The organism is Aerococcus sp. UMB1112A, from assembly GCF_030230715.1.
GTDB lineage: Bacteria > Bacillota > Bacilli > Lactobacillales > Aerococcaceae > Aerococcus.
Window position 1 is genome coordinate 63,326 of the sequence record NZ_JASPDS010000006.1, and the last position, 15,347, is coordinate 78,672.

Sequence of the window (15,347 nt, forward strand, 5' to 3'; positions counted from 1 at the left end):
CAAATAAAGGAGAATTTAAAATGAAAGCATTAGTTTTAATCAGTCATGGGAGCTTCAGTCAAGGCATCAAAGAAAGTGCCGAAATGATTATGGGACCACAAGAAAATATCTATTCGCTCAGTCTACTACCTGAAGAAGGAGCGGAAGACTTTGAGAAGAAATTTACTGACCTCATCGATCAGTTGGATGATTTCGTTGTCTTCGCCGACTTAGCCGGGGGGACACCTAACAATGTTGCCGCCCGCCAATTACTGGAAGGCAAAGACTTTCAACTTTATGCGGGCATGAACCTACCCATGGTGATTGCTTTCGTCAACGGTCAACTCCTTGATACAGATATGAACTATCTCGAAGAAGCTAAGACCAATACAGTCAACGTGAACGAACAACTCGGACTTTAAAGGGTGAGAGCAAAGGCGTCCAGAAAGGGATGACTGGAGGAAAAGTGGATAAGAGCGGCTTTAGCCGATCGCTCCACTTTTCTGAAGTCACTTCCTTTCTGCCTTTGCGAACCCGACTAAAGGCCATGAGCAAAGGCAGGTAACACATCATTCCTAACGAAAACAATCTAGCAAAGCACTGTTTAAGCTTGCTAGATTGTTTTTTATTGTAGAGAGTTGAATAGATCTTTTAATGAGCTACTTTCGAATGAGGGCTCTGTTTGAAAGTTCAGGGCGGGCGACTTTTGACTAGGGCTCCCATTTGAAAGTTCGTTACTTTCTACTTCCAATTAGAACCCAGATTCGAACGTTCACAAGCAGCAAGTTCACAAGCGGAATGGTGACCCTCACCAACATACTTTACTATTACCAACAAAAAACTAGCAGTTCGGCCGATAAGGTCGAGCTGCTAGTTTATTAATCATTATAAAGTTTAACGTTCCACTTCGCCACTCTCGATCTTCGTGCTAGCTTCAAGAGGTCGGATGAGAGGTTCGTTGTGGTCAATGAAGACCTTAGTGATGTCTTCAAGCTTGTAGTAAGTATAGAAATCACGCTTGTCGATCTTAGAGCTATCGATAATTAAGTAGCGTTCGGTCGAATTATTCAAAGCGATCTTCTGGGCATTGCCTTCCTCGAAGGTGGCGGTCATAATATCGGAATTATTCAAGCCATTGCAGGAGACAAAGGCCTTATGGAAGTTGATACTAGCCAGGGCGGCATTAGTGATAGAGCCGTGGAAGGATTCAGTGATCTTCCGCATTTCGCCGCCCACTAGGTAGAGTTTCATCTGTTTTGATTTCTCGTTGAGGGTCTTAAAGACAGGGAGGCAATTGGTCACCACGCGCAGGTCCATGTCGTCCATCATGCTAGCAAAGATTTCCATGGTTGTCCCTGGTCCCAAGAAGATGGTTTCACCTGGCTTGAGATAGGGGAGGGCGGCACGCGCAGCCGCTTTTTTGAGATCAATGTTGATGATTTTTTTGTCGCGATGGGAGAGTTCCTTATTGGGATAATCATTCAGGCTGACTGCTCCCCCGTGGACCCGGCGCAGTTGGCCGCGCTTCTCTAATTCATCGAGGTCACGCCGGATGGTCATGTCAGAGACATGGAGTTGGTCGATGATATCAGTTACCTTGATATGCCCGTAGTGGTTGACCTCCTCCACGATATAATTTAAACGATCCTCTTTTAACATCTTGCTAGCTCCTTTCCCTAAAGAATTTTAGGTGTTCGGATAGTTTTTAATTTCAATTTGGTCATAGATAGTTTGGAAGTTGTCAGGGTTTACATGCCCTGTCTTCTTCTCCATAGTATTTAAAATTCCAGCCGTCATCCCATATTTGATGACCTCTTCTGGCGACTTGTGCTGGCTGATGGCAATGGCTAGGCCAGCGATCGTGGAGTCGCCAGAGCCAACGGGGTTAACGACTTCAATACTTGGAATATTCGCCTTGTAGAACTTGTCTTGGTGCTTGACGAAGGCGCCCTCACCACCTAAGGATACCACAATCCATTCAATGCCTTGGAAACGAGGATTCAAGAGTGCTTGGTGGAGGCTGTCGAGGTCGCTAGGGTCGAGGGTCTCACCAATGAGGTCCCCCAGTTCATGGTGGTTGGGCTTAATCAAGAGGGGCTTGTCGGAACTTGCGATGGCGTCAGCTAAGAATTGACCGGAGCTATCGAGTAAAGTAGCTACGCCGGCTTGGGCGGCGCGGCGGATGAGCTCGGTATAGAGGTCGGGGGAGAGACCCTTAGCCATGGAACCTGAGATGGTCATGGTGTCCACCTGGTCTAGTAGGCCTTGAAATTGGTCGAGGAAGGCTGCCTCTTCTTCTTTAGAGATAGTTGGGCCGCTTTCGAGGATTTCGGTCTGCTTGCCCTCGTGTAGGATAGCAATTGAGTCTCGGGTTTCACCTGCACAAGTTGAGAAAGCATTCTTGATGCCGTCACGGTCGAGCTGGTCCTTGATGAAGGCGCCGTGGTGGCCACCGAGAATCCCAGTGGTTAAGACATCTTCACCGAGTTGGTGGATCACCCGGGCAACATTCAAGCCCTTACCACCAGCCGTTTTGCTGACGTCTTGACAGCGGGTCACCCCATCAATTTCAAGATGGTCAATAGGGTAAGAAATATCGATCGAAGGATTCATCGTCACAGTTAAAATCATGGGAGAGGCTCCTTTCTGAAGCGGGATTAGAATTTTTATTTTTAATTCTCCTATTTAATAAACAGAAAGTCATCTGTTCGGTTATGAGCAGGAGTGGAGCGTTGAAGTTGGTCCTTAGCCACGTATAAGCAAGCGAAGCGAATTACGGAACGTAGGCGTTAGCCGTTACTAGCCCAAACCTGCTCCAAAAGTCAACCCTGACTCCACTTCACAAAATCTAGGCGAGCCTTTAGCAAGGCTCTTCTAGATTTTGCTCCAGTGGTTCAGGCTTAACCGACTTTTGTCGCACTCTAATTCTTTGAGTCTCGCTAGGCGAGAAGAAGGTAGCAACGCTGCTGGCGCAGCCCTGAACTTCATCTCTGGCCAGCATATGATATCTGTAATCTCACGCTGTTCGAACAGCTATCGCATAAGTCGCTTCGCTCCAAGAGCTGAAGCTGCTCGAGCCGATGCTGCTATAGCCGTTGGAGCGCTAGCGACTTACGGATATAGTACAAAACGGCTTTAGCCGTTCTTGACCCTCTAAAATTTAAGGACCAAATTCAAAAGCGCAACGTATGCTCACTAGCAGAATTTGTGTAAGAAAACTGAGAAACACTGTAGCTGGTGTCTGTCGGCCTAACTACAGTGTTTCAAGTCATGGAATCCATCAGGCCCTAATCGTGGTAATAGCCTTCATTCCATTTTTCGAGATATGTATCGAAGAGATGGTCGCTATGTTTACTGTCATCTTGACTATCTAGGCTGGCAATTTCTTCAATGAGGGCCTTGTTTTCAGGTGTTTCTTGGTAGTCTTCATGGATGAAGGCTTCGATGATGTCGCTCATCAAGAATTCCCCTGTGATCTTGCCGCCAAAAGCGATAATGTTGGCGTCTAATTCACGCCGGGCGTAGAGGGCACTGGTCATGTCGCGAACCAGGGCAGTCCGTGTCCCAGCGACCTTATTGGCTGCATTGGAAATCCCAACACCAGTCCCGCAAAGGACAACCCCGAAGTCGACATCGCCAGAAGCCACGAGTTCGCCAACCCGTTTCCCGAAGATAGGGTAGTGGGTGCGGACGAAGCCGTAAGTTCCGACATCGATCACCTCATGGCCCTTCTCTCTTAAGGTATCCGCAAGGGCAATCTTAATATCTGTCACAATATGGTCACAACCAATAGCAATTTTCATTTTTTTAACCTCCTCAGTCTGACGAACTAGCACATTTCGTTGAGCATATCGACGCGGACTTGGTGGCGTCCAGCAGCATAGTCTGCTTTCAGGAATTCACGCACAATATTGCGGGCCAGTTCAGGGCCAACGATTTCTTGGCCTAGGGTAATGATACGGGCGTTGTTATGTTCCCGGGTCATATAGGCTGTCCGTTCATCAGATAGGTTGGCCACAATCGCTCCCTTATGTTTGGTTCCTGCCATGAAGCTACCAACTCCGTAAGCATCAATGGCGATGCCTAGAGTCTTGTCATCGGCCTGAACCTTGTCAACGATTGCTGCAGTTGAGGCAATGAAGTCCTTGGCTGGTGTCTCAGTCACATCGATAATCTCATGGTCTGTTGTTTCCAAATAAGCTTTGATGGTTTCTTTAAGTTCGAAACCGCCTTGGTCTGCTCCAATAACTACTTTCATTTCATAGCCTTCCTTCCATCATTAAAAAGAATTGTTTAAATCTGTTTGTTTATAGTTTAGTATGTTTGAATACGAAAGTCAATCCTTTCGCTCGCAAAATTTAACAAAGAAAAATAAGATAGTCAGATAAATCCTATAAACATATAGTTAATTCCGTCTATAACAAAAATGAAAGCCTTTATATAAAGTCCTTGACAATTTAGTGGAAGCGTTATAATATAAACACAACAGATAAACAAAAACAAACATTTGGAAGAGGAGTGTTTACAAATGAAGAAAGTCTCACAAGCCAAGCTCGACCACTTGAAGAAACTATCAACTGACAACCAGGTGATTTCTGCCTTAGCCATTGACCAACGGGGTTCCTTGAAGAAGATGCTCCAAAGTGCAGGGGAAGTTGAAGATATTCAAAAAGAAGTGGAACAATTTAAGATTGCCATTTCCGAAGAATTAACCCCTTATGCGGCTTCCATCTTATTGGACCCAGAATACGGCTTACCTGCCGCTGCTAAGAAGGATAGCGATTGTGGCTTACTCCTAGCTTATGAAGAAACCGGCTATGACGCTTCTGAAGTTGGCCGCCTACCTGACCTCCTACCAGACTGGTCAGCCAAGCGCATCAAAGAAGAAGGCGCTGACGCCGTTAAATTCCTCCTCTACTATGATGTAGATGAAGACGAAAAGATTAATAATTGGAAACATGCCTTCGTTGAACGGATCGGGAGCGAATGCCAGGCAGAAGATATCCCCTTCTTCCTTGAAATCCTATCCTATGATGCCAATATTGATGATGCGAAAGGCAAAGAATATGCTAAAGTTCGCCCACACAAGGTCAATGAAGCTGTCAAAGTCTTCTCCGATGACCGCTACCAAGTGGACGTGCTCAAGGTTGAAGTACCAGTCAATATGAACTTCGTGGAAGGTTATGGCGACGAAGCAGTTTATAGCCAAGAAGAAGCTAAGAAATTCTTCCAAGAACAAGACGCCGCCACAGACTTACCTTATATCTACCTATCAGGTGGGGTATCTGCCCAACTCTTCCAAGACACTTTGAAATTCGCCAAAGAAGCCGGTGCAGCCTTCAACGGGGTATTATGTGGCCGTGCGACTTGGGCAGACTCCGTTCCAGAATATGCAGAAAAAGGCGAAGCCGCTTGCCGGGAATGGTTGAGCACCCAAGGTAAGGAAAATATCCAAAACTTAAACCAAGTCTTAGCGGACACTGCAACGCCTTGGACCGATAAGATTTCAGCAGAATAGAGAGGGGATACTATGACGAGCAGCTTATTTGCTCCGGAGACCTGCTTTGTTCTTGGGGGAGAGAATGCAGAGGAAATCTTTAGACAAGTTGACCAAGAGCTTAAGCAACTAGACTTGGTTAAAGAGGGCTTCCTCGACAGCTTAATTGAAAGAGAGAAGAACTATCCTACAGCCTTAGATATGCAGCCTGTGAATCCCAATTTCTCTAACATTGCGATTCCTCATACCGAATCAGAATATGTGACGGTGACACGGATTGTGCCCATTAAGCTCACAAAGCCTGTGACCTTCCACAGCATGATCCAGCCTGACCAGGCCCTTGAAGTTGGCTTCCTCTTTATGCTCCTAAATAAAGATGCTGAAGCCCAGGCTGGTCTACTGGCCCAAGTCATGGATTTCTTTAACCGGACAGATGCAGACAAAATTGAAGACTTCCTAGCCAGCGAAGATCCTCAAGCAATCTATCAATTTTTACAAGAGAACTTCTAGAAAGGAAATGGTGTAGAAAATGGTCAAAATTCTAGCAGCATGTGGCGCAGGGGTTAACTCCAGCCACCAAATCAAAGATGCCTTAGAGACAGAACTCTCAAATAGAGGTTATGATGTCCATTGTGATGCCGTGATGATCAAGGATATTTCAGAAGACATGATGGAAAAATACGATATCTTTGCACAAATCGCTGATACCGATTTAGGCTTTGAAATCCCCATTCCAGTCGTTAACGCTGGACCAATCCTTTATCGTATTCCTGCCATGGCTGAGCCTGTTTATAATGAAATCGAGCAAGTGATAAAAGATCTCGGCTAATAAGAAGCCTTAGTAGGAGTGGATAGAAATGGACGGCATTATTGAATTTGCCAATACGATTCTCCAGCCAATTATCGACTTAGGGCCGGCCCCTCTAATGACGATTGTGCTCACAGTTTTGGCATTATGTTTTCGTGTGAAATTTACGAAAGCCCTGGAAGGTGGGATTAAACTAGGAATTGCTTTAACCGGGGTTGGGGCGATCATGAATATCCTCACGTCCTCCTTCTCAGAAGCCTTAGCAGACTTCGTTAAGGGGACGGGGCTACAGTTAAATATTACGGACGTTGGTTGGGCACCGATGGCAACCATCACCTGGGGGTCGCCCTATACCCTCTACTTCATGTTGATCCTTTTGGTTGTCAATATCCTCATGTTGGTAGCCAATAAGACTAACACCTTGGACGTCGATATCTTTGACGTTTGGCATTTATCCCTAGTTGGTTTATTTGCAATCTATTGTGGGGCTCCCCTCTTGGTCGCTACCATCTTGGTTGTCTTCATCGGAGTCCTGAAGATCATCAACTCAGACTTGATGAAGCCAACTTTCAACGATTTAATGAATGCCCCAGATGGCAACCCTATGACAACGACCCACATGAACTATATGATGAACCCGATCATCATGGTTTTCGATAAGGTTTTCGACAAATTATTCCCCTGGCTAGATAAATATGACTTTGACGCAGCCAAGCTCAATAATAAGATTGGCTTCTGGGGATCAAAATTTGCTATCGGGATCTACCTGGGACTCTTTGTTGGGATCCTCGGCGGCCAAAGTCCAGACAAGATCTTGACTTTAGCCTTCACAGCAGCAGCCTGCTTGGAGCTCTTCTCTGTCATCGGTTCTTGGTTCATTGCTTCAGTTGAACCATTATCTCAAGGGGTAACCGACTTCACCAGTAAACGTTTCGAAGGGCGTACCTTCAATATCGGCCTGGACTGGCCTTTCATTGCGGGGCGTGCAGAAGTCTGGGCAGCAGCCAATGTCCTAGCTCCGATTATGTTGCTTGAAGCGCTCATCTTACCTAAGAATGGGATCATGCCTTTAGCTGGGATTATTGCCATGGGCTTGACCCCAGCCCTCTTAGTGGTGACTCGCGGTAAGATCATTCGGATGATTACGATCGGGGCACTGGTTCTCCCAACCTTCCTATACGCTGGGACCATCATGGCACCCTTCGTTACCGAAACTGCTAAGAAAGTAGGCGCCTTCCCTGCAGGCATCGATAGCTCGGCCTTGATCTCAGGGACGACCATTGAAGGTCCTGTTGAGAAGTTCTTGGCTTACTTTGTTGGGAATGCCTCCCAAGGCCAAATTGAATTCATTATCTATGCCGCCATTGCTCTAGTGATTTACACCTTGCTCTTTGTTTGGTATGCCAAACAAATGAAGAAGCGTAACGCAGAGTATGCTGCAGAGAAAAAATAGATCCTCTTTATAGGGGAAGACACCATAACAGCGCTAGACAAGATGTCTGAGCGCTGTTATTGTATAATTAAAGATTTACAAAATAGAACGGACTTCACCTTATTTATGGACCTAGGAGGGTATCATGAAAGCATTAAAAGCAGTGATTTTTGATATGGATGGTTTGATGTTTGATACAGAGAAGGTGGGTTACGAGCAGACGAAGCGGGCTGCGGATGAGCTAGGCTTTGACTATGATATCGAAGTGTTCAAAGGCTATCTCGGGACAAATGAGCAAGAAACGTTAGCTTATATTCATAAGCACTATGAAGGACAGCCGCAAGTCGATGACTTTATCGCTTTGACGGTTCGATACATCGAGGAAGCTTTAAAAGATCCCGATAATATCGATGACAAAAAGGGGCTTTATGACTTGCTCGACTATCTCAGGTCGCGACAGATTAAGCTCTATATTGCTTCGAGCAGTCGGCGGGATGAGATTATCCGCAACCTAGAGGGCAAGGGACTCGCTGATTATTTCGAAGGGATAGTAGCTGGCAATGAAGTCAAGCGAGCCAAGCCTGACCCCGAAATTTATCTAAAAGCTTTTGACCTGACTCATACCGAAGATAAGCAGGAAGTTTTGGTTCTTGAAGATTCAAAGAATGGCGTCCGAGCAGCCTACCGGGCAGGACTTCCAACAATTGTGGTTCCTGATTTGATCCCAGCCGATGAGGAAGTGCGGGACAAGGCTGTCGCCATTAAGGAATCTTTGGAAGATGTCATTTCCTACTTAGAGAGTGACTATAGCTAATAAATTCTATATTATTGATAGCGCTAGCCAAGCCCCTAGCGCTGTTTTTTTGTTTGAAGAAAGGCCCTGAGCTGAAAGTAAATTCACCCAACTGAGCTAAAAACTAATGATAATCTTCATAAAATAAAAGTACTTTCAGTTTATCGCCATTATATTGAAAAAGGGTTTGCATTAGCATAGAATAAGGCATGTAAAGGATTACAAAATTTATAGGAGGGATTAAAGATGCTAGAGTCGGCAAAAGGCGAATTGATTGTTTCCTGCCAGGCACTTGATGATGAGCCTTTGCACAGTTCATATATTATGTCGCGGATGGCGGTTGCAGCCCAGGAAGGCGGTGCCAAGGGGATTCGCAGCAATTCTGTGGCAGATATTGAAGCAATCAAAGAAGTCGTAGACCTTCCCATTATTGGGATTATCAAGCAGGACTATCCGGACGCAGAGATTTATATCACCCCAACCATGAAAGAAATTGATGCCTTAGTGGCCACGGGGGTTGAAGTGATTGCCTTGGATGCCACAGTTTCTAAGCGGCCCAACAATCAAAAATTAGAGGATTTTGTGAAAGAAATTAAGGCCAAGTATCCCGACCAAGCATTGATGGCGGATTGCTCCACCTTAGATGAAATGTTAGAAGCTGATCGTTTAGGCTTTGATTATATTGGGACGACCATGGTGGGGTACACAGAGCAAAGTAAGGAGCTCAAGATCGAAGCCAATGATTTCGAATTGATCCGCCAAGCCCTAGGCCAAGTCGACCATCCCATTATTGCAGAGGGGAACATTGATACTCCAGACAAGGCGCGACGGGTGCTTGACCTTGGAGTTTACAGCGTCGTTGTCGGCTCCGCTATTACCCGCCCCCAATTAATTACAGAAAAATTTGTCACTAAAATTCATCAATAGATAGAAAGGGTTTTTAAAATGACTAAACGTACAGGAAAAGATATCAAAGGCATTATCGCAGCGCTCCTCGTACCTTTCGATGCGGAAGGTAAGGTTAATGAAGCGGGCCTCCGTCAAATCATCCGCCATGACATTGATGACATGAAGGTGGACGGCCTCTATGTTGGCGGGTCAACCGGGGAAAACTTCCTCCTCGAAAAGGAAACCAAGAAGCAAATCTTTGATATTGTAAAGGATGAAGCAGGCGATGCTGTTAAATTGATTGCCCAAATCGGTGGGACCAACTTATACGAAGCCATCGAATTAGGGCAATATGCGACCGATTTAGACTACGATGCCGTATCTGCTGTGACACCTTTCTACTATAAGTTCTCCTTCCCTGAAGTGAAGGCTTATTATGAAGACATTACAGCGGCTGTTGACAATGATTTGATCATCTACTCTATCCCAGCTTTGACCGGAATTGGCATGGGCATGGCTGAATTCAATGAATTACTGGCCATTGATAATATTATCGGGGTGAAATTCACCGCTGCTGACTTCTTCTTGTTAGAACGTCTCCGTCATGCCTTCCCAGATACCAAGATTTACTCCGGCTTTGACGAAATGTTATTCCCAGCAGCCATTTACCAAGTCGATGGGGCCATCGGATCAACCTACAATGTGAACGGCATCCGAGCCAAGGGGATCCTCGATGCAGTGGCTGACAATGACTTAGCCAAGGCCCGTCAACTCCAAAAGGAAAGTAACGACTTGATTGAAGCCGTTCTCGCTAATGGCCTCTACCCAACCTTGAAACGTCTCTTACAATTACAAGGTTGCGACCAAGGGGACTTCTTAAGCCGGAAACCAATGGCTTCAATGACGGAAGCACAAATTAAGGAAGCAGATCGTATTTACAAAGAGTATGTATAGTTAATGAAATAGCCGTGCTGGCTTGTGGGGAGGAGACTAGCTATGAATTCAGGCGGGTTTACGACAATCGATTTAATTATCCTGATTGTCTATCTATTAGCGGTGTTGATTGCAGGTTTATTCTTTTCAAAACGTGAGATGCAGGGTAAGGAGTTCTTCAAGGGGGATGGGTCCATCCCCTGGTATGTGACTTCGGTTTCTATCTTTGCGACCCTTTTGAGCCCGATATCCTTTATGTCCTTGGCTGGGAACTCTTATGCTGGGACTTGGATCATGTGGTTTGCCCAATTAGGGATGTTGGTGGCCATACCGATCGCCATTCGTTTCTTCTTACCGATTTATGCCAGGCTAGATATTGATACAGCCTATGACTACCTTGACAAACGCTTTGACTCTAAGATTCTACGGATTATCGGGGCAGCGCTCTTTATTATCTACCAAGTAGGGCGGATGTCTATCATCATGTACCTGCCTTCAGCTGCCCTGGCTCTCCTAACAGGGATTAATGTGAATATCCTGATCATTCTAATGGGGGCTGTCGCTATTGTCTACTCCTTCACCGGTGGGATTAAATCGGTACTTTGGACGGACTTTATCCAAGGCTCTGTCCTCCTAGTTGGGGTGACCTTGTCCCTCGTCTTCTTGATCCATGATCTGGATGGGGGCTTTGGTACTATTATGAACCACTTGACAGCCGATAAGTTCTTAGGGCCAGATGAAGTGCTCTTCGATCCCAATCTCTTACATACATCAGTCTTCCTCTTGGTTGTCGGGGCAGGCTTTAATACCTTATCGTCTTATATTTCCAGTCAAGATATTGTCCAACGCTTTACCACGACCCAAGATATTAAGAAATTAAACAAGATGATGTTCACCAATGGGGCCCTGTCAATCTTCATTGCGACCGTCTTCTATCTGATTGGGACCGGGCTCTATGCCTACTATCAAATCCAAAACCCATCAGATCCAGGCGCGCAAATGCCCCAAGACCAAATCTTCACCTACTTCATTGCCTACCGCTTACCAGTTGGGATTACCGGTGTCCTCCTAGCTGCTATTTATGCCGCTAGCCAGTCCACCTTATCCACTGGGCTGAACTCAGTTGCCACTTCTTGGACCTTGGATATCCAGGACTTACTGACTGAGGACCTCGATGACGCCAAGCGGACTTGGATTGCCCGCTGGGTATCTCTAGGGGTCGGGATCTTCTCAATTGTGATCTCGATTATCTTAGCTCACTCTGAAATTGTATCCGCTTACGAATGGTTTAACAGCTTTATGGGACTGGTCCTTGGGGTCCTCGGCGGGGTCTTCATCCTCGGCGTCTTCTCCAAGCGTGCCAACAAGTACGGGGCTTATGCTGCCTTGATCGTGTCTTCTATCATCATGATCTGTGTCAAATATGTCTTGCCAGCTGATAGCGTGAGTATCTGGGCTTACTCCCTGATCTCAATCGCGGTTTCTCTGATCGTCGGCTATGTGGTTTCCTTGATCTTTAAGACTGACCAGGCCCAAGCACCGAAATACACAACCATTTATGATATCCCTGAAATTAAAGAAAATGCTGATTGGATGGTGAGAGACTAATGGAACTCTATGATATGAACCACTTAACTTATACGGACCGCCAAGCCCTGCACCGGGTGACGGCCTATCTCAAGACCCATGATATTTCAGAAGATGAGCCAGGCAATCACCCGATTGAAGAAGGTTTCTTCTACAATGTGATTGCCTATGACACGACCACGCCGGACCAGAGGGTGTGGGAGAGTCACCGGGACTATATTGATATCCATGTGCCTATTGAAGGCAAGGAACGGATTGCCCATAACTTCATCGCCCATATGACTTTGGGCGACTATGACCCAGGCGATGACTTCCAAGCTTCTGAAGGCCCCGCCCAGTCAGAGCTAATCATTGCACCTGGTCAAATCTTGGTCTTAGACCGAGAAGACGTCCATAAGACGGGCTTGATTGTGGATAAGAGCCAGAGCATCAAGAAGGCTGTCTTCAAGGTCAAATACGATTAAGGAGCGTTTGCCATGAAGATTCTAGCCATTGATATTGGGGGGACAACTATCAAGTCAGACCTCTATGACGCTCTCGGTCAATCCCTGGGACACTTTAGGGAAGAAGCGACAGCAGTCTCTATTGAAGACCAGACCAATGGCATTCTCGACCAGGTCTTGGCCCTAGTGGATGACTATCAAGCAAGTGTAGGGGGTCTGGATGGGGTGGCCATCTCCAGCGCCGGAGTCATTGACTCCCAAGCGGGGAAGGTCATCTATTCGGGCTACACCATCCCAGCTTACCAGGGAACGGATTTCCGCCTGGCCATTGAAGAAGGACGAGGCTTGCCCCTCAGTATCCTAAATGATGTCAATGCAGCAGCTTATGGGGAGTTCTGGCAGGGCGATTACGATACAGAGGCTAGTCTAATTTGCCTAACCATCGGCACAGGAGTAGGAGGCGCTGTCCTCATCGATGGCAAGATTCACTTTGGTCGCCAGTTTAGTGCAGGCGAGGTGGGTTACCTTCCTGTTGGCTCGGACCGCTTCCAAGATATCGCGTCGACGACCGCTCTCTGCCGGAACTATGCCGCGATGACTGGCCAGGACCAGGTCACAGGTCGGGAGGTCTTTGCGGCTTACCAGAGAGGAGATGACAAGGCAGACCAAGCCATCCGTCAGTTCACAGAAGCCCTGGCCCAGGGCTTGCTGCCCATGGTCTATCTCTTGAACCCAGATGCGATTATCTTAGGAGGGGGCGTCATGGCCCAGTCAGCTATCCTCCTGCCTCGGATTGAACAAGCCCTGGCAGAGCGGATTGAGAGTGACTTCTTCTTGCCCGAAAAGATTGTAGCAGCAGGCTTGGGTAATGAAGCTGGACGTTTAGGGGCTGTCTACCATTTCCTCCAAGAACATCCTGGACTTAGTAAATAAAAAAGAATAAAAATTTCCCTAGAAGCTGGCTTTCGATGAGTCAAGTTGCTGGGGAAATTTTTTGAGTATTTGGCTATAATAGAGAGTGACAGTATAGTTCTTTTGATTTTTATATTAATACTGGTCGATTATTAAAAAAGTGCTTTTTGATGAGCAGGAGTGGAGCTTTGAAGTTGGTTGTTAGCCATGAAAAGCAAGCGATGTGAATTACGGCTAGTAGGCGATTAGCCGTACTAGCCGTTTGAATGCTCGCTAGGCGAGAGACCTTGGCTCGAGCCGGTGCCATGGCTCTTTAACAACCAAATTCAAAAGTGGAACGGAGGCTCATTGGACTCTTGATTAATAATCGATAAAGAGGAGGTAAGGGAGAAGGTTATGATTAAATTTTCGCAGAGTATTCTGCCTTTGATTGAGACGTCTTATGAATCTCTAACGTCAACGGAACGGATTGTGGCGGATTACTTCGTTGAGGACAGCCACCAGGACGAAGACTACTCCATTGAACACTTGGGAGAGGTCCTCCATGTGTCCCCGGCGACCTTTACCCGTTTTGCTAAGAAGTTGGGCTATTCGGGTTACCGAGAGTTTCTCTATGATTATCGGACAGGTTTGCCCAAGAAGCAAGATGATCCAGGCAGTCAAAACATTGAAAAAGTCTTATCTGACTACAATGCCATCCTAAATAAAAGCTATAATTTAGCCAATTCAGACCAACTCTTCCGGATTGCCCATGCCATCCGTCAAGCCAAGCGGGTGATTATTTATGGCGTAGGGAGTTCCGCCCTAGCTGCTGAGGAGATGACCAGCCGCTTGTTGCGCCTAGGGATCGTGAGCGCTACGGTGAGTGATGCCGATGCCATGCGCGTCCACCAGGTGGTTATCGATGAGGAGTGCTGTGTCCTTGGCTTTAGTATCTCAGGACAGAAGAAGGTGGTCCTCAACAGCCTACGCCAGGCAGCTAAACAGGGAGCCTATACGCTCTTGGTGACAGCCAATTTTGATGTGTCATTGAAGGACCAATTTAATGAAATAGTACGCGTGGCGACGGTGAAAAATTTGAATTCAGGTAACCGGATTTCACCCCAATTGCCCATTATTATTATGTGCGATATTATCTACGATTATCTGCTTGAGATTGATCGGGAGAATATCCAGCGGACCTTTGAGCGGACCATGGATGTCTTTGAGGAAGGGGAGATATTGTAGTGTATAAAAAACTATCCGTATCCAGTAACTTACACTGGGCGGATAGTTTTTGTCTGTGAAGTTAGAATAAGGCTTTCTTGGTTTGTTCGGTTTCGTTGTTGATGTAGTCTTTGACTTCTTGGCTGGTGAGGGCCTTGATGAAGGCGTCATTCCAAGGGGCTTCTTCCTTGACGACGAGGTAGATGCCGGGCTCTTGAGCATAGGCCAGGGCCTTGGCTGGGTCATGGCCGGCTTCCTTCATGACGTCAGACATTACGAGGGCCAAATCAGCATCAGTTAGGGCGTTGGCTAATTGCATCCGCTCCATCTCAATAAATTTCAGATTGTGAGGATTCTCGGTGATATCTTCAACAGCTGGCAGGCTCTTGCTTGGGTCCAGTTTAATGAGACCTTCTTGTTCTAATAATTGGAGGGCCAGGGCGCCGTTGCTGACGTCATTGGAGAGGGCAACGGTCATGCCATCTTTGACATCCTTGAGGTCAGTGATGTCCTTGGCATAGAGACCAATTTGGAAGGCGAAGATAGGAGGGCCAATCTTTTTGAGATGGCCATTCTTTTCCTTATTGAAGTTATTGAGATAGGGCTCGTGTTGGTGGAGGGTCGCATCTAAGCTGCCATCCTCAGCCCCTATATTCGGGCCAACTGCATCATCAAAGACTTTCTTCTCAGCCTTGTATTCATTTTGGCTCTTATTAAAGACGTCAATCGCCTTATCGAGGACGTCTTGAGAAATGGCGGTTGTTCCAATGGTTATTGTTTTTTGCGATTGGCCACTTTCTTTCCCGCAAGCTAAGAGGAAGAGGGGAAGGAGGAGGGCCAATAAGATGAGTGATTTTTTCTTTTTCATG

General features: G+C 46.5%; 17 protein-coding genes. 12 read left to right on the forward strand and 5 right to left on the reverse strand.

Annotated features, from left to right (window positions below; genetic code table 11):
- Nucleotides 1–20 precede the first annotated feature (20 nt).
- On the forward strand, nucleotides 21–401 hold the full coding sequence (locus QP860_RS04955; RefSeq protein WP_070620632.1) for a PTS sugar transporter subunit IIA: 381 nt from the start codon (nucleotides 21–23) through the stop codon (nucleotides 399–401).
- Nucleotides 402–873: 472 nt separating this feature from the next.
- Here the strand turns inward: QP860_RS04955 and QP860_RS04960 are convergent, their stop codons facing one another.
- From QP860_RS04960 to lacA, 4 genes are all read right to left on the reverse strand, one after another.
- Nucleotides 874–1,638 carry a DeoR/GlpR family DNA-binding transcription regulator gene (locus tag QP860_RS04960; RefSeq protein WP_070620635.1) on the reverse strand — a complete coding sequence of 255 codons (765 nt, stop codon included), beginning with the start codon at nucleotides 1,636–1,638 and terminating at the stop codon, nucleotides 874–876.
- Nucleotides 1,639–1,665: 27 nt separating this feature from the next.
- Complete coding sequence (locus QP860_RS04965) at nucleotides 1,666–2,610, reverse strand: hexose kinase (protein ID WP_070620638.1); 945 nt, start codon at nucleotides 2,608–2,610, stop codon at nucleotides 1,666–1,668.
- Between the two features lie 656 nt (nucleotides 2,611–3,266).
- Nucleotides 3,267–3,782, reverse strand: coding sequence for a galactose-6-phosphate isomerase subunit LacB (lacB, locus tag QP860_RS04970; RefSeq protein ID WP_070620640.1), 516 nt, complete (start codon nucleotides 3,780–3,782; stop codon nucleotides 3,267–3,269).
- 26 nt (nucleotides 3,783–3,808) lie between these two features.
- The gene (gene lacA / locus QP860_RS04975; RefSeq protein ID WP_070620644.1) at nucleotides 3,809–4,237 is read right to left on the reverse strand and encodes a galactose-6-phosphate isomerase subunit LacA; all 429 of its coding nucleotides are present in this window, start codon (nucleotides 4,235–4,237) and stop codon (nucleotides 3,809–3,811) included.
- A gap of 270 nt (nucleotides 4,238–4,507) precedes the next feature.
- On the opposite strand from lacA, the gene lacD reads away from it, so the two are divergent.
- The 11 genes from lacD to QP860_RS05030 all read left to right on the forward strand — a co-directional run bounded on the left by lacD (nucleotide 4,508) and on the right by QP860_RS05030 (nucleotide 14,499).
- Entirely contained in the window at nucleotides 4,508–5,497 is a 990-nt protein-coding gene (gene lacD / locus QP860_RS04980; protein ID WP_070620647.1) for a tagatose-bisphosphate aldolase, read from the forward strand.
- A 12-nt stretch (nucleotides 5,498–5,509) separates the two neighbouring features.
- A complete protein-coding gene (locus tag QP860_RS04985) occupies nucleotides 5,510–5,986 on the forward strand; it encodes a PTS sugar transporter subunit IIA (RefSeq protein WP_070620650.1) in 477 nt (158 codons plus the stop codon).
- Between the two features lie 19 nt (nucleotides 5,987–6,005).
- On the forward strand, nucleotides 6,006–6,305 hold the full coding sequence (locus QP860_RS04990) for a PTS sugar transporter subunit IIB (protein WP_070620653.1): 300 nt from the start codon (nucleotides 6,006–6,008) through the stop codon (nucleotides 6,303–6,305).
- A gap of 28 nt (nucleotides 6,306–6,333) precedes the next feature.
- On the forward strand, nucleotides 6,334–7,737 hold the full coding sequence (locus QP860_RS04995; protein WP_284878663.1) for a PTS galactitol transporter subunit IIC: 1,404 nt from the start codon (nucleotides 6,334–6,336) through the stop codon (nucleotides 7,735–7,737).
- A gap of 124 nt (nucleotides 7,738–7,861) precedes the next feature.
- Nucleotides 7,862–8,530, forward strand: coding sequence for an HAD family hydrolase (locus tag QP860_RS05000; protein WP_070620660.1), 669 nt, complete (start codon nucleotides 7,862–7,864; stop codon nucleotides 8,528–8,530).
- 225 nt (nucleotides 8,531–8,755) lie between these two features.
- A complete protein-coding gene (locus QP860_RS05005; protein ID WP_070620663.1) occupies nucleotides 8,756–9,436 on the forward strand; it encodes an N-acetylmannosamine-6-phosphate 2-epimerase in 681 nt (226 codons plus the stop codon).
- Between the two features lie 18 nt (nucleotides 9,437–9,454).
- Complete coding sequence (locus tag QP860_RS05010) at nucleotides 9,455–10,351, forward strand: N-acetylneuraminate lyase (protein ID WP_284912277.1); 897 nt, start codon at nucleotides 9,455–9,457, stop codon at nucleotides 10,349–10,351.
- A 42-nt stretch (nucleotides 10,352–10,393) separates the two neighbouring features.
- Nucleotides 10,394–11,938, forward strand: a complete 1,545-nt coding sequence (locus QP860_RS05015; protein WP_070620669.1) for a sodium:solute symporter family protein — start codon at nucleotides 10,394–10,396, stop codon at nucleotides 11,936–11,938.
- Complete coding sequence (locus QP860_RS05020; RefSeq protein WP_070620672.1) at nucleotides 11,938–12,381, forward strand: NanQ anomerase/TabA/YiaL family protein; 444 nt, start codon at nucleotides 11,938–11,940, stop codon at nucleotides 12,379–12,381. Before QP860_RS05015 ends, QP860_RS05020 begins: the two co-directional genes overlap by 1 nt.
- A 12-nt stretch (nucleotides 12,382–12,393) precedes the next feature.
- A complete protein-coding gene (locus tag QP860_RS05025; protein ID WP_070620675.1) occupies nucleotides 12,394–13,293 on the forward strand; it encodes an ROK family protein in 900 nt (299 codons plus the stop codon).
- A gap of 375 nt (nucleotides 13,294–13,668) precedes the next feature.
- A complete protein-coding gene (locus QP860_RS05030) occupies nucleotides 13,669–14,499 on the forward strand; it encodes a MurR/RpiR family transcriptional regulator (protein WP_070620678.1) in 831 nt (276 codons plus the stop codon).
- Between the two features lie 61 nt (nucleotides 14,500–14,560).
- On the opposite strand, the gene QP860_RS05035 is transcribed toward QP860_RS05030, so the two are convergent.
- Nucleotides 14,561–15,346, reverse strand: a complete 786-nt coding sequence (locus tag QP860_RS05035; RefSeq protein ID WP_070620681.1) for a MetQ/NlpA family ABC transporter substrate-binding protein — start codon at nucleotides 15,344–15,346, stop codon at nucleotides 14,561–14,563.
- Between the last annotated feature and the right edge of the window lies 1 nt (nucleotide 15,347).

Coding starts and splice junctions, on each gene's coding strand:
- QP860_RS04955 (WP_070620632.1), top strand. CDS start 21: ATGAAAGCATTAGTTTTAATCAGTCATGGGAGCTTCAGTCAAGGCATC.
- QP860_RS04960 (WP_070620635.1), bottom strand. CDS start 1,638: ATGTTAAAAGAGGATCGTTTAAATTATATCGTGGAGGAGGTCAACCAC.
- QP860_RS04965 (WP_070620638.1), bottom strand. CDS start 2,610: ATGATTTTAACTGTGACGATGAATCCTTCGATCGATATTTCTTACCCT.
- lacB (WP_070620640.1), bottom strand. CDS start 3,782: ATGAAAATTGCTATTGGTTGTGACCATATTGTGACAGATATTAAGATT.
- lacA (WP_070620644.1), bottom strand. CDS start 4,237: ATGAAAGTAGTTATTGGAGCAGACCAAGGCGGTTTCGAACTTAAAGAA.
- lacD (WP_070620647.1), top strand. CDS start 4,508: ATGAAGAAAGTCTCACAAGCCAAGCTCGACCACTTGAAGAAACTATCA.
- QP860_RS04985 (WP_070620650.1), top strand. CDS start 5,510: ATGACGAGCAGCTTATTTGCTCCGGAGACCTGCTTTGTTCTTGGGGGA.
- QP860_RS04990 (WP_070620653.1), top strand. CDS start 6,006: ATGGTCAAAATTCTAGCAGCATGTGGCGCAGGGGTTAACTCCAGCCAC.
- QP860_RS04995 (WP_284878663.1), top strand. CDS start 6,334: ATGGACGGCATTATTGAATTTGCCAATACGATTCTCCAGCCAATTATC.
- QP860_RS05000 (WP_070620660.1), top strand. CDS start 7,862: ATGAAAGCATTAAAAGCAGTGATTTTTGATATGGATGGTTTGATGTTT.
- QP860_RS05005 (WP_070620663.1), top strand. CDS start 8,756: ATGCTAGAGTCGGCAAAAGGCGAATTGATTGTTTCCTGCCAGGCACTT.
- QP860_RS05010 (WP_284912277.1), top strand. CDS start 9,455: ATGACTAAACGTACAGGAAAAGATATCAAAGGCATTATCGCAGCGCTC.
- QP860_RS05015 (WP_070620669.1), top strand. CDS start 10,394: ATGAATTCAGGCGGGTTTACGACAATCGATTTAATTATCCTGATTGTC.
- QP860_RS05020 (WP_070620672.1), top strand. CDS start 11,938: ATGGAACTCTATGATATGAACCACTTAACTTATACGGACCGCCAAGCC.
- QP860_RS05025 (WP_070620675.1), top strand. CDS start 12,394: ATGAAGATTCTAGCCATTGATATTGGGGGGACAACTATCAAGTCAGAC.
- QP860_RS05030 (WP_070620678.1), top strand. CDS start 13,669: ATGATTAAATTTTCGCAGAGTATTCTGCCTTTGATTGAGACGTCTTAT.
- QP860_RS05035 (WP_070620681.1), bottom strand. CDS start 15,346: ATGAAAAAGAAAAAATCACTCATCTTATTGGCCCTCCTCCTTCCCCTC.